This is a genomic window from Ramlibacter lithotrophicus, assembly GCF_012184415.1.
Lineage (GTDB): Bacteria > Pseudomonadota > Gammaproteobacteria > Burkholderiales > Burkholderiaceae_C > Ramlibacter > Ramlibacter lithotrophicus.
Genome location: NZ_VTOX01000002.1, coordinates 582562 through 596528, shown reverse-complemented (window position 1 = coordinate 596528; position 13967 = coordinate 582562). Strand labels below are relative to the sequence as shown.

Genomic DNA, 13967 nt, shown 5'->3' with positions numbered 1-13967 from the left:
ATGAAGCTTGCAGGACGCTCCACCCGGCCGACCAGGCCTTCGCGCCGGCAGGCCGGCGTCACGCTGGTCGAACTGATGGTGGCGCTGACGATCGGGCTCGTCATCGTCGCCGGCCTCGGCTTCATCTACGTCAGTTCGGCGCGCGTCATCCGCTCCCTGGAAGCGTCCTCGCGCCTGCAGGAGCAGATGCGGCACGCGTTCGAGCGGATCAGCAGCGACGTGCGCATGGCGGGCTTTGCCGGCTGCTCCTTCCAGACCTCGGCGGTGGTCCTGAACGACGCCGCCGCCTGGCAGTTCGACCTGTTCCAGCGGCCGCTGCGCGGCTACGAAGAGGGCGTCGATTCCTTCCCGGCCGACTTCGGGGCCGCGCGCCTGCGTGGCGACGCCCTGGTCGTGCTGCGCGCCGAGAACAGCAGGGAGTACATCGTCGAGAGCCACAACCCGGCGGCCGCCCAGTTGAGCCTGTCCGCCAATCACGACATCAAGCAGGGCCAGATCCTGCTGGCCACCGACTGCAGCCACGCCGCGCTGTTCCAGATGACCAACGTGAACAACAGCAACACGGTGAACGTCATCGTCCACAACACCGGCAGCGGCACGCCGGGCAACTGCACCAAGGGCTTTGGCCTGCCGGTGGATTGCACCGACCCGATCGGAACGCCGTACGCCTTCGCCCCGGGCGCGAGGGTGTTCAGGTTCTCCGGTTCGGCGTACTACGTGCGGCGCAATCCCGCCGGCGAGCCGGCCCTGTACCGCGAGGCGCTGCAGGCGCTGGGCGGCAACGCGCAGCTGGCGCCGGAAGAGCTGGTGGAAGGCATCGAGGACGTGCAGGTGACCTACGGCATCGACACCTCCACCCCCGCCGACAACGCCGTCGACGTGTACACCACGGCGCCGGACGTGCTCGCGCAGGCGCCCGGCGTGACCGACGACGAAAAGTGGCGGCGGGTGCTGGCGCTGCGCGTGAGCGTCCTGGCAGTGTCCGACCAGGCCGTCAACTCGCAGCCGGTGCGATACCGTTTCGCCGGCGTCAGCGTGATGCCGACCGACAAGCGAATGCGCAAGGTGTTCACCACCACGATCGCGATCCGCAACCGCCTATGAGCCAGCGCCGCTTCGCCCCCTGCGCGCCCCGGCATGTTCAGTCGGGGGTGACGCTGGTCATGACGCTGGTCTTCCTCGTCGTGCTGGCCATGCTCGGCACCTGGGCCGCGTCGAACAACGTCCTGCAGGAGCGGATGGCCGGCAACACCCGCAACCGCGACGTCGCGCTGCAGGCGGCCGAAGCGGCGCTGAAGGATGCCGAGCTGACGATCGCCACCTGGCGGACCCAGGCGTTCGACGGCACCCACGGCCTCTCCGCCTGGTCGGCCGCGGCGGCCAACGACAAGGCGTACTGGCAGGATCCGGCGCGCTGGACCAGCTTTCGAGCGCCGCCCTCGGGATCGCTGGAGCGGGTGGCCGCGGCGCCGAAGTACGTCGTGGAGAAGATGCCGAACACGCCGAACCCGAGCGATCCGTCGGTGTTCGACGTCGAGAACTACCGGGTGACGGCGCGGGCCGTCGGCGCGGACGCCAGTGCCGTCGTGATCCTGCAGACGATCATCCAGTACACCCCATAGGAGGACATATGCGGCGCAACGGGCATTGGCGGCTGTCGGCGGCGTTGAGCCTCCTGCTCGGCCTGCCCGGCGCGGGCAGCGCCGGCATCGCGCTGAGCGACGTGCCGCTGTTCCTGACCTCGGGCAGCACGCCCAACATCGTGGTGACGGTGGACGACTCGGGCAGCATGGAACGCGGCTACCTGCCCGAGAGCATCGGGGCCTCAGAGCAAAAGCTCAACAGCGCCCTGTTCACGGCCAGCTCGTACAACGGCATGTACTACAACCCGAAGATGACGTACCAGGTCCCGGTTCGCGGCGACGGCATCGTCTATTCGACGCGCTTCACCGCGGCGCATGTCAACGGCTTCGATCCCAGCCGCGGCACCGTCAACCTCGCCAACCCCGGCTACCGGCCGATTTCGCGCTGCGCCCCCGCCGAGCTCAGCGCCACCTGCTCGCGCACGGCGGGCGCCGGGACCAGCGCCGATTCGTCGCCGGTGACCTACACGTATGGCGGATGCACGGCGCAGTTCAGGGACCGGGGCCGCAGCGTCGACCAGATCCTCGTCACCGGCTGCGGTCTGCCGGCCAGCGGCGACGGCTCACCCGCCGCAGCCGACAAGGGCATCATCGTCGTGTCGGCCAGCGGCTTCCGGAAGGAGTTTTCCAGCACCGGCAGCAGCCCGAACCCGGGCGGCACGCTGATCTCGCTGAGCGGCACGGCGCAGCTCGGCTCGAGCGGCACCATCGCCGGGCTGACCTTCTCCTGGACCCGCACGCCGCGCACCGTCGGCGCCATGGCGTCGGCCTACTACCACCTGTTCCATACGCAGGCCCAGGCGGCCAGGCCGGCCAACTGCTCGGTGGGCGAATCGACCGGCTACGGCCGGGAAGACCCCGACTGCTACGTGCTGGTCGAAGTCGGCTCGCTGCAGGACGTCGCCAGCGGCAGTCCCGAGCAGAAGAAGCAGAACTTCGCCAACTGGTATTCGTTCTATCGCAGCCGCGCCCTGGCTGCCATGTCGGCCGGCGTCAACGCCGTGAGTTCGCTCGGCCGCGACCAGGTGCGCCTGGGCTGGCAGACCCTCAACAACGGCGGCTGCGATGCCTTCGGCACGGCCTGCAAGGGCTACGACCTCGCCTCGCACGAAAACCGGATCCGCACACTCGACGGGCTGAAGACGGGTTCCGGCGCGGTGACGCACCGGTCCGACTTCTACGACTGGATCACCAGGCTGCAGGTGGGCGGCGCGACGCCGTTGCGCTCGGCACTGCAGCGTGCGGGCGAGTATTTCTCGAAGGCCGGCCGCGACGGCCCGTATGCGCAGGATCCCTATGTGACGCTGGGCACCGAGCTGTCCTGCCGCCGCAATTTCCACGTGATGATGACCGACGGCCTCTGGAATGCGGACGCCGGCGCGGATTTCGGCGGCGACATCGATGCCGTGCCGCGCACCTTGCCGGACGGCAGGTCGTATACGCCGCGTGCGCCGTACAGGAGCGCCGGCAGCCTGCCGGCCGGCATGTCGCACCAGAACACGCTGGCCGACATCGCCTTCAAGTACTGGGCGACCGACCTGCGCAGCAGCACGCGCGGCAGCCCGGCCCTGGACAACAACCTGGCGCCTTACACGGCGGACCGGAGCGGCTCCTCCGACCAGCAGTACTGGAACCCGCGCAACGACGTCGCGAGCTGGCAGCACATGGTCAACTACATGATCGGCTTCGGGCTGGGCACCCAGCTCACCGATCCGATCTGGGCCGGCTCCTCCTATGGCGGCGATTTCCCGGCGCTGGCGAGCGGCACCAAGACGTGGCCGCCGGTCGACGAGACGGCCGCCTTCAACGCCGAGCCGGTTGGCCATGTGTACGACCTGTGGCACGCCGCCATCAACAGCCGCGGGCAGTTCTTCAGCGCCGAGGATCCGGCCGGCATCAACAATGCTTTCCGCTCGGCGTTCTCCTCGATCGTGCTGGCCAACCCGTCCTCGGCGGCCGTCGCGGCGAATTCGACCAGCATCCAGACCAGCACGCTGCTGTACCAGGCCAGGTACGACAGCAGCGACTGGCACGGCGAACTGGTTGCCTACCACGTGAGTTCCGACGGCACCACGGGGTCGGCGGTGTGGGATGCGGCGCAGCGCATGCCGGCGGCCAGTGCGCGCAGGATCACCACCTGGAGCGGCAGCGAGGGCGTGAATTTCCGCAACTGCAACGCCGACCTGACCCTCGCCCAGCAGGCGGCCCTCGGCCAGAATCCGGCCGGCGCCGTCGACAACCGCTGCCAGGATCGCCTCGAGTGGCTGCGCGGCGACGCGTCCCGCGAGCAGCGCAACGGCGGCACCTGGCGCGACCGCACGGTGACCGTGCTCGGCGACCTGGTCAATTCGGATCCCATGTATGTCGGCCGCGAGGACCTCGGCTACGCCGGTTCCGCGCTCCCGGAAGGCGGGTCGTATGCGGCGTTCGTCGCTGCAAGGCGACCCGCGTGCCGATGGTGTACGCCGGTGGCAACGACGGCATGCTGCACGGCTTCCGGGCCGACGCCGGCGCGGCCAATTCGGGCCAGGAGCTGATGGCCCACATCCCGGGTGCGGTCTTCGGCAAGTTGAACCGGTTGATGGAACCCGGCTACGACCACACGTACTTCGTCGACGGCCCGCCGAATGCGACCGATGCCTACCTCGGCGGCGCCTGGAAGACAGTGCTGGTCGGCGGGCTGGGGGCGGGCGGCAAGAGCGTGTATGCCCTGGACGTCACCGACCCCGGCAACCACGGCCCGTCCAAGGTGCTGTGGGAGTTCACGGACACTGACCTCGGCTACACCCTCAGCCAGCCCCAGATCGGGCGGCTGGCGTCCGGCCGTTGGGTGGCCGTGTTCGGCAACGGCTTCAACAGCCTGGGCGACAAGGCGTTCCTGTATGTCGTCGACCTGGCGAGCGGGGCGCGCCTGGCCAAGATCGCGGCCGGCGGCGCCACGTCGAACGGCCTGGCCACGCCGGTCCTCGTCGACGCCAACAACGACCGGATCGCCGAATACGCGTATGCCGGCGACCTGCAGGGCAATCTCTGGAAGTTCGACCTAGCCGCGGGAACGGCGTCCGTGCTGTTCACGGCGCGCGGCCCCTCCGGCCAGGTGCAGCCGATCACCGCCAAGCCGACGTGGACCGTGCCGACCACCCGGCCCTCCGGCGGCGTCATGGTGTTCTTCGGCACGGGCCAGTACCTCGGCGCCACCGACCTTGGCAACACCGCCGTGCAGACGTTCTATGGCATCTGGGACAACAACTCGGACGGCCTGGTCACGCGGGCCCAACTGCAGGCGCAGACCATAGACGCACAGACCAGCCAGTTCGGCTTCGACCTGCGGGAGACCAGCGCCAACAACGTGAACTACCCGACGCAACGGGGCTGGTTCATGGACCTCGTGCCGAGCACCGGGCCGGACGGCGAGCGCGTGGACTCGGTGCCGCTGTACCGTTACGGGCGGATCATCTTCGTGACCACCCGGCCGTCCTCGGACGCGTGCGCGCCCGGCGGCTCCAGCTGGCTGATGGAACTCGACGCATTCAACGGCAGCCGCGCGACCCAGTCGGTGTTCGATTTCAACAGCGACGGCGCCTTCGACCAGGGCGACCTGCTGACCAGCGGCAACACGGCCAGCGGCGTGCGTTCGCCGGTCGGGATCGTGCGCACCCCGGCCTGGCTGGACCAGGGCCGGTCGTCGGAACTTGCCTTCAAGCTGATGGCTGGCTCCACGGGCGGCATATTCTCACTGCGCAACCGCAAGCCGGCCCAGGTCGGCGCCGTGCGCCGGCTGATGTGGCAGCAGCTGCAATGAGGGGCGCCCGGGCCGCCCGCGGCTTCACCATCCTCGAGCTGATGATCACCGTGGCCGTGGTCGGGATCCTGGCCGCGATCGCCTTGCCCGCGTACCACGGCTACCTGCAGCGTGCGGCGCGCGCCGAGGCCAAGGCGGCCCTGCTCGAAAACGCCGGCTTCCTGGAGCGCAACTTCTCCGAGAGCTACAGGTACCACCAGGATTCGAACGGGCACGACCTGGTGCTGCCGGTGCCGAGCGTCCCGCGCGACGGCGGGGCGCCGATGTATACGATCACCCTGGATTCGGCCGCGACCGGCACCAGCACCTTCCGCATCGTGGCCGCGCCGGTGGCCGGCTCGGCGGCGACCCAGGATGCCTGCGGCAGCCTGACGCTGAACCAGCTGGGCCAGAAAGGCGTGTCCGGCGCCTCCCGCCCGGCCAGTGAGTGCTGGCAACGCTGAGGCCTACTGCGCCGCGAAGGGAGCGTGCAGAAAACCCCGGAACCGGGCCCGGCCACCGCGCTGCGGCGCCTGCGTGAGCCGGTAGCGCGGAAACCGCCGAAGGAACCTCGCGATGGCGATGCGGCCTTCCAGCCGTGCCAGGCTCAGGCCTGCGCACTGGTGGATGCCGAAGCCAAACGCCAGGTGCCGGTTGTCCTGCCGCGCGAGGTCGAGCCGGTCGGGCTCACGGAACTGCGCCGGGTCCCGGTTGGCGGCGCCTATGCACAGGGTCACCAGTGCCCCCGCGTCCAGTGGCACGCCGCCCACCTCGCAGGCGGCAACGGCCCGCCGGTTGCCTAGCTGGTTCGACGACTCAAAGCGCAGGAATTCGTCCACGGCGGCCGCCATCACGTTCTCCTGCGCCGCGCGGTCGTGGCGCGACTCCTCGATCCGCGCCAGCAGCGCCGCCAGTTCCAGCGGCCATTCCTGCAGGCAGACCAGCGCGTTGCCGATCAGGTTGGTGGTGGTCTCGTGCCCGGCGTTGAGGATGAAGACGCAGTTCTGCAACAGTTCGGCCCCGGTGAGCTGTTCGCCCCCGGCCTCGCCGCGGATCAGGCGCGTCAGCACGTCGTGTTCCGGGTCGCCGGGATGCTGGCGCCGGTCGGCGACCAGTTCTGTCAGGTACGCGGTGAACTCCACGACGCTGCGGTTTCCCAGCTCTTGCTGTTCCGGCGTGAGGCGCGGCTCCAGCGCGCCCAGGATCGCGAGCGACCAGCCGCGCAGCGGCCCGCGGTCGGCATGCGGGACGCCGAGCAGGTTGCCGATGATCTCGACCGGGATGGCGGCGGCGAAGTCCTCGATCAGGTCGCCGCCGCCCGCGGCTTCGATCCGGTCGAGCAGCCCGTCCACCAGCGTCACCAGCCCCGGCTCCATGTCGGCGATGGCGCGGCGGGTGAGCGCGCCCATGATCAGCTTGCGCACCCGCGTATGCAGCGGCGGGTCGTTGAAGACGAGGCTGGTGGTGTGGTGCTGCAGCAGCGGCGATCCCGGTCCGTACTTGGGCGTGAATTCCACCTTCTTGTCGGAACTGAACGTGTGCGCATCGCGATAGACCTGCACCAGGTCGGCGTAGCGGGTCAGCAGCCAGCTGCCGTCAGGCATGCGGCGCACCGGCTCGCGCTCGCGCAGCACCGCGTACACCGGGTACGGATTGGCATAGAAATCCTGCGGCAGGTCGCGCAGGTCCAGCTCGGCCGCGATCTCGCGCGCCCGCGGCGGCGTCATCGCGGGCGTGATGGCAGCGGCGAGCGTCATGTCGCCAGGAAGTCGCGGATGGCGAACAGCGTCTGGTCGGGCGTTTCGGTCATCTGGTGGTGGCCGACCGGCAGGCTGGCGACCTGCACCCGCTTGCCGGTCTCGCGGGCCACGGACAACAGCGACTGCGCCGCCTTCGGCGGCGTCATCTGGTCCTGCGCGCCGAGCACGAACAGCACGGGACAGGTGACGGCCGCCATCGCCGCCTGGCCGTTGGCGTAGCCGTTGCAGGCCTGGAAACCGCGATGGAAGACGTTGACCTTCGGGTTGCTGGCCAGCACCCGCCGGCCCAGCGCCATGCTGGCGCCGTACACCCAGGTGCCGGGTCCCAGCGCCGACGGCGGAGGCGCCAGCGTGCTGCGCGAAAAGACGTTGATCATCTCGAGCGCCTTCATGGGATCGCTCAGGGAGGTCTCGAGCAACGCCGGCGAGACCTTCATCGGCCAGGCGACGCCGACCAGCACGAGGTGGGTGACGCGCTCCTTCAGCCGCGCCGCCGCCTCCAGCGCGATGAGCGAGCCCCAGCTGTGGCCCACCAGCGCCGCCCGCTGTACGCCCGCCGCATCGAGCAGGGCGGCCACGAAGTCCGCGGCTTCTTCCACGGTGGATGGCGCATCGCCGGCGCTGCGACAGTGGCCCGGCAGGTCGACGGCCAGCACGTTCCAGCCGTGGTGCGCCAGCGATCTCGATTGCAGGATCCAGACGCTGTGGTCGTTCAGCACGCCGTGGATCATCACGACGGTGGGGCGGGCGGCGTCGAACGCCTTGCCGCCGGTGTAGCAATAGGTCTTGTGCCCGTTGACGGTGAGCTCCATGGCCTCTCCTCAGGCTTTCTCGGCGGCTTTCAAGGCGCGCTTCAGGTCGTCGATCAGGTCGTCGGGGTCTTCCAGGCCGATCGACAGCCGGATGGTTCCCTGCGTGATGCCGCCGGCCGCGAGCGCCTCGTCGGTCATGCGGAAGTGGGTCGTGCTCGCCGGGTGGATCACCAGCGAGCGGCAGTCGCCGACGTTCGCGAGGTGGCTGAACAGCTTCAGCGTCTCGATGAACTTCTTGCCCTGCTCGCGGTTGCCCTTGAGGTCGAAGCTGAACACCGAGCCCGCCCCTTTGGGCAGCAGTTTCCGCGCGAGGGCATGGCTCGGATGCGATTCCAGCATCGGATGGCCGACGCGCGCGACGAACGGGTGCGCGGCGAGGAACTCCACCACCTTGCGCGTGTTGCTCATGTGGCGCTCCATGCGCAGCGGCAGCGTCTCGATGCCTTGCAGGATCAGCCACGCCGTGTGGGGGCTCATGCAGGCGCCGAAGTCGCGCAGCCCTTCGCGGCGCGCGCGCAGCAGGAAGGCGCCCACCGTCGACTCCTCGCTGAACACCATGTTGTGGAAGCCGTCGTACGGCTGCGTGAGTTCCGCGAAGCGCCCCGCTGCCGCGGGGCCATCCCAGTCGAAGCTGCCGCCGTCGACGACGATGCCGCCGATCACGGTGCCGTGGCCCGAGAGGAACTTGGTCGCCGAGTGGTAGACCAGGTCGGCGCCCAGCTGCAGCGGCCGCATCAGGTATGGCGATGTGAGGGTGGAGTCCACCAGCAGCGGCACGCCGGCCTCATGGGCGATCTGCGCCACCATCGGGATGTCCAGCACGTCGAGCCCGGGGTTGCCGACCGTCTCCCCGAACAGCAGCCTGGTGTTCGGCCGGACCGCCGCGCGCCAGCCGTCGATGTCGCCGGGCTTGACGAAGGTGGTCGTGATGCCGAAGCGCGGCAAGGTGTAGTGCAGCAGGTTCTGCGAACCGCCGTACAGCGCGGTGCTCGCCACGATGTGCGACCCGGCACCCAGCAGCGTGGCGATGCTCAGGTGCAGCGCCGCCTGCCCGCTGGCCGTGGAAATCGCGCCGATGCCGCCCTCCAGCGCGGCGACGCGCTCTTCCAGCACGGCGTTGGTCGGGTTGCTGATGCGCGAATAGACGTGGCCCGCCCGCTCCAGGTTGAACAGGGCCGCCGCGTGCTCGCTGGATTCGAAGACGAACGAGGTCGTCAGGTGCAGCGGAACGGCGCGGGCGCCCGTGGCCGGGTCGGGCGCGGCGCCGGCATGCAGCGCCAGTGTGTCGAAGCCGGGATCCGGGTAACCGGGCATTGCAATTCTCCTCAATAGCGCCACGCTGGTGATGCCCCGGATTGTGGGCTATATTGGTCCACGGGCCACCGCCCGGGCTACTGTGAGAGGAGACAGCATGAAAGTCAGCGACATCCTGCGCGTGAAGGGCAATACGCTGTACACGGTCGGTCCCGACGAGCCGCTCTCCCGCGCCGTCGAGGTCATGGCCGAGAAGGACATCGGCTCGCTGGTGGTGATGGAGCGTGGCGGGCTCGCGGGCATGCTCACCTTCCGCGAAGTGATCGGATGCACCGTCAAGCACGCCGGCGTGCTCTCGGACATCAAGGTGCGCGAGGCGATGGACCAGCAGCCGAAGACCTGCACCCCGGCCACCGACCTCGACGAGGTACGGCGCCTGATGCTGGAGAGCCACGCGCGCTACCTGCCGGTGATGGAAGACACCGTGCTGATGGGCGTCATCAGCTTCTACGACGTCGCCCGCGCCGTCGTCGAAAGCCAGAACTTCGAAAACCGGATGCTCAAGGCGTACATCCGCGACTGGCCGGTCGGCCAGGAGCAGGAGCAGACGTCCGAACCGCACCTGTAGGCGGTCGCCGGGCAGCCGCTCTGGGATAATCCCGGACCGCCGCCGGCGCTCGCCCGAGCGCATGGGCGAGCGCGGTCCAGGAACAGATCAGGCATGAGCGGCAACACCTTCGGCACCTTGTTCGCGGTCACCAACTTCGGTGAGTCGCACGGGCCCGCGATCGGCTGCGTGATCGACGGCTGCCCCCCGGGCATGGAGCTGTCGGCCGCCGACATCCAGCCGGACCTCGACCGGCGCCGCCCCGGCACCAGCCGCCACGTCACCCAGCGCCAGGAGGCGGACCAGGTGGAGATCCTGTCGGGTGTCTACGAAGGCCGCACCACCGGGACGCCGATCTGCCTGCTGATCCGCAACACTGACCAGCGCAGCAAGGACTACGCCGAGATCGCGGCCACCTTCCGCCCGGGCCACGCCGACTACACCTACCTGCAGAAGTACGGCCTGCGCGATCCGCGCGGCGGCGGGCGCTCGTCGGCGCGGCTGACGGCGCCGATGGTGGCCGCCGGCGCCGTCGCCCGCAAATGGCTGCGGATGCAGTACGGCACGCAGTTCCGCGGCTGCATGCAGCAGATCGGCGACGTGGCGATTGCGTTCGAGGACTGGGACCATGTCCACCGCAATCCCTTCTTCGCGCCGGTCGCGGACGTCTCGCCGCTCGAAGCCTACATGGACGGCCTGCGCAAGTCGGGCGATTCCTGCGGCGCGCGCGTTCGGGTGACCGCCACGGGCATGCCGGTCGGGCTCGGCGAGCCGCTGTTCGACAAGCTCGATGCCGACATCGCCTACGCCATGATGGGAATCAACGCCGTCAAGGGCGTGGAGATCGGCGCCGGTTTCGCGAGCGTCACGCAGCGTGGCACGACGCACGGCGATTCGCTGACGCCGCGGGGTTTTCGCACCAACAACGCGGGCGGCGTGCTCGGCGGCATCAGCACCGGGCAGGACCTCGAGGTCTCCATCGCCATCAAGCCGACCAGCTCGATCCTGAGCCCGCGCGAAACGATCGACGTCCGCGGCGAACCGGCGACGGTGGTCACCAAGGGCCGCCATGATCCGTGCGTCGGCATCCGCGCCACGCCGATCGCGGAGGCAATGCTGGCGCTGGTGGTGATGGAGCATGCGCTGCGCCAGCGGGCGCAGAACGCCGACGTCCGCCCCCCGCTGGCGCCGATCCCGGGCGCCTGCTGACAGCTCGACCGTTGCGGCCCGGCGCGCCGTTCCGGGCGGCGCCGCGACCGGCGGTCAGGCGTGGCCGCCTTCGCATTTGGTTGCCTGCCGAAGAATCGGCTACGCTGTGCGCAACACCCGCTCCCTCCCATGCCGGATCGCTCCCTGCCACCGCTCGACCTGGATCGCCACTACCGGCAGATCGTGCAAGGCGCCATCGACTACGCGATCATCGGCACCGACGAGCAGGGCCGGGTCGTGAGCTGGAACGAAGGCGCGCGGCGCATCCTCGGCTGGAGCGAGCAGGAGATGGCCGGGCAGTCGCTGCATCGAATCTTCACCCCGGAGGACGTCGCTGCCGGCATGGTGGAGCGCGAGATGGACCAGGCCCGGCGCACCGGGCGCGCGGCCGACGAGCGCTGGCACCAGCGCAGCGGGGGCGAGCGCTTCTGGGCGTCCGGCGAGCTGATGCCGCTGCGCGGCGACACCGGCGCCGTGACCGGTTTCGTGAAGATCCTGCGCGACCGCACCCAGCAGCAGCAGGGCGAGGAGCGGCTGCGGCTGCTGACCGAGACCCTGCAGGCGAGCGAGCAACGGCTGCAGCTCGCGCTGGAGATCGGCGGCATGGGGGTGTGGCAGGTGAACCTGCCGCACCGCGAGGTCGTCTGGTGGCCCGGCATGGCGGAGATCCACGGAATGGCACCGGGCGCCCGCCCGCCTGATACCGGCGATTACCAGCACCTGATCCACCCGGAGGACCGGGACCGCGTGGCCCAAGGCGTGCGCGACACGATCGTGCAGCGGCAGGGGCAGCACATCGAGTACCGCGTCGTCTGGCCGGACGGCAGCGTGCACTGGGTGGAAGCGCGCAGCAAGCTCTTCGTCGATGCGCGCGGCGAGCCGTCGGCCGTGGCCGGCGTCTGCGTCGACATCACCCGGCGCAAGCGCGTGGAAAGCGACCTGCGGTTCCTGGCGCAGGCGAGCGCCGAGCTGGCCGGGCTCACCGACTACCAGGGCACGCTCGACCGCATCGCGCACCTGGCGGTTCCCGAATTCGCCGACTGGTGCATGGTCGACATCCTGTCGGAGCACGGCGCCCTGGAGCGCGTGGCCGTGGCGCACCGCGATCCGCGCAAGGAGCAGTTCGCCCGCGAGATGCACCGGCGCTTTCCGCCCGACCCGGCCCGAATCGCGGGGGCGGGACCGCTGCACGTGCTGCGGACGGGGCGGGCCGAGCGCATCGCAGAGATCTCGGACGACCTCCTGCGGCGGGCCGTGCAGCAGCGCGACTACCTCGAGCTGCTGCGCGCGATGGGCGTGCGTTCGTACATCGGCGTGCCGCTGGCGGTGCGCGGACGCACCCTCGGCGTGATCACGTTCGTCACTGCCGAGTCGCAGCGGCGCTACGAGGCCCAGGACCTTGCCCTGGCCGAGGACCTGGCGCGGCGGGCGGCGGTGGCGATCGAAAACGCCATGCTGCTGCGCACCGTGCAGGAGTCGGACCGGGCGAAGGACGTGTTCCTGGCCACCCTGGCCCACGAGCTGCGCAATCCGCTGGCGCCGGTGTGGAACGGCCTGACGATCATCGGGCGGGCGCCCCACGACGCGCAGAGGGTGATGCAGGTGGCCGGCATGATCGAACGCCAGGTCGGCCAGCTGGTCCGGCTGGTGGACGACCTGCTCGACGTCTCGCGCATCACCACCGGAAAGATCGAGCTGAAGAAGGAGCCGGCCGACCTCGGGTCGGTGCTGCGCAGCGCCATCGAGACCAGCCGGCCGCACATCGAGGCGGCCCGGCACGGCCTGTCGCTCGTGCTGCCCGACGAGCCGGTGGAGGTGGACGGCGATCCGGTCCGCCTCGCGCAGGTGTTCGCCAACCTGTTGAACAACGCGAGCAAGTACACGCCGCCCGGCGGGCAGATCGACGTCGTGGTGCAGGCGGGGCCGGACGCCGTGGAGGTGCGGGTCCGCGACACGGGCGAAGGGCTGGCGCCCGACATGCTGACCAGGGTTTTCGGCCTGTTCACGCAGGTGAGTCATCCGGCGGATCGGCACCAGGGCGGCCTCGGCATCGGGCTGTCGCTGGTGGAGGGCCTGGTGCGGCTGCACGGCGGCACCGTGGAGGCCCGCAGCCCCGGCCTCGGTGCCGGCAGCGAGTTCATCGTCCGGCTGCCGCGGCACGTCGCCGTGCCATCCGGCGAGGACGACGGGGACACCCGGCCGCAGCCCCTGCAGCCGCGCGCGGCGACCAGGCCGCGCATCCTGGTGGTGGACGACAACGTGGACGGCGCCGCGACGCTGGCGGAGCTGTTGCGGATGATGGGTTGCGACGTGAACGTCGCCAACGACGGCACCTCCGCGGTGCTGGCCGTGAACGAGTTGCGGCCGGACGTCGTGCTCCTGGACATCGGGCTGCCCGACATCAACGGCTACGAGGTCGCCCGGCAGGTGCGCGCGCTGCCGGGCGTGCGCCAGCCGCGGCTCATCGCGCTGACCGGCTGGGGCCAGGAACAGGACAAGCGGATGGCCGCGCAGGCCGGTTTCGACGAGCACTGGACCAAGCCCGTCGATCCGAGCCGCCTGCAGCAGCTGGCCGGCGGCTGAGGAACTCGCCGACGCGGCGCGCGATCGAACCACCAACAGGAGCAGTCATGCATGACACCCCTCCACCCGCGGACCGCCAGCGGATCGACCTGACCCGGGAAACCGACGTGGCGTACTGGTGCCGCATCTTCGACGTCAGCATCGACGAGCTGCGCGACGCCGTGCAGCATGCCGGACACGATCCCGCGCAAGTGCAGCGCCACCTGGGAGCGAAACGGCCGGGTCCCGCGCCCGCCCGGTAAGCGCCGTCCTACCTCGGCCGCTCACGTCTTTCGACAGCGGCGCGCGGCTCGCCGCGCGATAGTGGCCTTTTCACCC

The 13967-nt window shown here is 70.0% G+C and carries 12 protein-coding genes; 9 read left to right on the top strand and 3 right to left on the bottom strand.

Translation table 11 applies throughout. The features are described from left to right. From RAMLITH_RS08900 to RAMLITH_RS25705, 5 genes are read left to right on the top strand one after another with little or no spacing between them, the layout of a single operon-like run. Positions 1-1104 carry a PilW family protein gene (locus tag RAMLITH_RS08900; protein ID WP_168107225.1) on the top strand — a complete coding sequence of 368 codons (1104 nt, stop codon included), beginning with the start codon at positions 1-3 and terminating at the stop codon, positions 1102-1104. Beyond that, positions 1101-1622: a pilus assembly PilX family protein gene (locus RAMLITH_RS08895; RefSeq protein ID WP_272954162.1), complete on the top strand. Its 522-nt coding sequence runs from the start codon at positions 1101-1103 to the stop codon at positions 1620-1622. The genes RAMLITH_RS08900 and RAMLITH_RS08895 overlap by 4 nt, the downstream gene beginning before the upstream one ends. An 8-nt stretch (positions 1623-1630) precedes the next feature. After that, positions 1631-4180, top strand: a complete 2550-nt coding sequence (locus tag RAMLITH_RS08890; RefSeq protein ID WP_168107000.1) for a pilus assembly protein — start codon at positions 1631-1633, stop codon at positions 4178-4180. Beyond that, positions 4099-5445 carry a pilus assembly protein gene (locus RAMLITH_RS08885; protein ID WP_238344118.1) on the top strand — a complete coding sequence of 449 codons (1347 nt, stop codon included), beginning with the start codon at positions 4099-4101 and terminating at the stop codon, positions 5443-5445. Before RAMLITH_RS08890 ends, RAMLITH_RS08885 begins: the two co-directional genes overlap by 82 nt. Continuing rightward, on the top strand, positions 5442-5888 hold the full coding sequence (locus tag RAMLITH_RS25705) for a type IV pilin protein (protein ID WP_168106998.1): 447 nt from the start codon (positions 5442-5444) through the stop codon (positions 5886-5888). Before RAMLITH_RS08885 ends, RAMLITH_RS25705 begins: the two co-directional genes overlap by 4 nt. Before the next feature lie 3 nt (positions 5889-5891). Here RAMLITH_RS25705 and RAMLITH_RS08875 read toward each other — a convergent pair whose 3' ends face one another. From RAMLITH_RS08875 to RAMLITH_RS08865, 3 genes are read right to left on the bottom strand one after another with little or no spacing between them, the layout of a single operon-like run. Further along, entirely contained in the window at positions 5892-7151 is a 1260-nt protein-coding gene (locus RAMLITH_RS08875; RefSeq protein ID WP_420376900.1) for a cytochrome P450, read from the bottom strand. A gap of 26 nt (positions 7152-7177) precedes the next feature. Next, the gene (locus RAMLITH_RS08870; RefSeq protein ID WP_168106996.1) at positions 7178-7996 is read right to left on the bottom strand and encodes an alpha/beta fold hydrolase; all 819 of its coding nucleotides are present in this window, start codon (positions 7994-7996) and stop codon (positions 7178-7180) included. A gap of 9 nt (positions 7997-8005) precedes the next feature. Further along, positions 8006-9310: an O-acetylhomoserine aminocarboxypropyltransferase gene (locus tag RAMLITH_RS08865; protein WP_168106995.1), complete on the bottom strand. Its 1305-nt coding sequence runs from the start codon at positions 9308-9310 to the stop codon at positions 8006-8008. 97 nt (positions 9311-9407) lie between these two features. On the opposite strand from RAMLITH_RS08865, the gene RAMLITH_RS08860 reads away from it, so the two are divergent. The 4 genes from RAMLITH_RS08860 to RAMLITH_RS08845 all read left to right on the top strand — a co-directional run bounded on the left by RAMLITH_RS08860 (position 9408) and on the right by RAMLITH_RS08845 (position 13891). Further along, the gene (locus RAMLITH_RS08860) at positions 9408-9878 is read left to right on the top strand and encodes a CBS domain-containing protein (RefSeq protein ID WP_168106994.1); all 471 of its coding nucleotides are present in this window, start codon (positions 9408-9410) and stop codon (positions 9876-9878) included. Between the two features lie 93 nt (positions 9879-9971). Beyond that, positions 9972-11066 carry a chorismate synthase gene (aroC, locus tag RAMLITH_RS08855; protein WP_168106993.1) on the top strand — a complete coding sequence of 365 codons (1095 nt, stop codon included), beginning with the start codon at positions 9972-9974 and terminating at the stop codon, positions 11064-11066. A gap of 129 nt (positions 11067-11195) precedes the next feature. Next, positions 11196-13649, top strand: a complete 2454-nt coding sequence (locus tag RAMLITH_RS08850) for a hybrid sensor histidine kinase/response regulator (protein ID WP_168106992.1) — start codon at positions 11196-11198, stop codon at positions 13647-13649. Between the two features lie 47 nt (positions 13650-13696). Next, complete coding sequence (locus tag RAMLITH_RS08845; RefSeq protein WP_168106991.1) at positions 13697-13891, top strand: DUF3606 domain-containing protein; 195 nt, start codon at positions 13697-13699, stop codon at positions 13889-13891. Positions 13892-13967: the final 76 nt, after the last annotated feature.

Bases quoted from the DNA above. Each gene is read 5' to 3' on its own strand.
- RAMLITH_RS08900 (WP_168107225.1), top strand. From the start codon at position 1: ATGAAGCTTGCAGGACGCTCCACCCGGCCGACCAGGCCTTCGCGCCGG.
- RAMLITH_RS08895 (WP_272954162.1), top strand. From the start codon at position 1,101: ATGAGCCAGCGCCGCTTCGCCCCCTGCGCGCCCCGGCATGTTCAGTCG.
- RAMLITH_RS08890 (WP_168107000.1), top strand. From the start codon at position 1,631: ATGCGGCGCAACGGGCATTGGCGGCTGTCGGCGGCGTTGAGCCTCCTG.
- RAMLITH_RS08885 (WP_238344118.1), top strand. From the start codon at position 4,099: ATGGTGTACGCCGGTGGCAACGACGGCATGCTGCACGGCTTCCGGGCC.
- RAMLITH_RS25705 (WP_168106998.1), top strand. From the start codon at position 5,442: ATGAGGGGCGCCCGGGCCGCCCGCGGCTTCACCATCCTCGAGCTGATG.
- RAMLITH_RS08875 (WP_420376900.1), bottom strand. From the start codon at position 7,151: ATGACGCCGCCGCGGGCGCGCGAGATCGCGGCCGAGCTGGACCTGCGC.
- RAMLITH_RS08870 (WP_168106996.1), bottom strand. From the start codon at position 7,996: ATGGAGCTCACCGTCAACGGGCACAAGACCTATTGCTACACCGGCGGC.
- RAMLITH_RS08865 (WP_168106995.1), bottom strand. From the start codon at position 9,310: ATGCCCGGTTACCCGGATCCCGGCTTCGACACACTGGCGCTGCATGCC.
- RAMLITH_RS08860 (WP_168106994.1), top strand. From the start codon at position 9,408: ATGAAAGTCAGCGACATCCTGCGCGTGAAGGGCAATACGCTGTACACG.
- aroC (WP_168106993.1), top strand. From the start codon at position 9,972: ATGAGCGGCAACACCTTCGGCACCTTGTTCGCGGTCACCAACTTCGGT.
- RAMLITH_RS08850 (WP_168106992.1), top strand. From the start codon at position 11,196: ATGCCGGATCGCTCCCTGCCACCGCTCGACCTGGATCGCCACTACCGG.
- RAMLITH_RS08845 (WP_168106991.1), top strand. From the start codon at position 13,697: ATGCATGACACCCCTCCACCCGCGGACCGCCAGCGGATCGACCTGACC.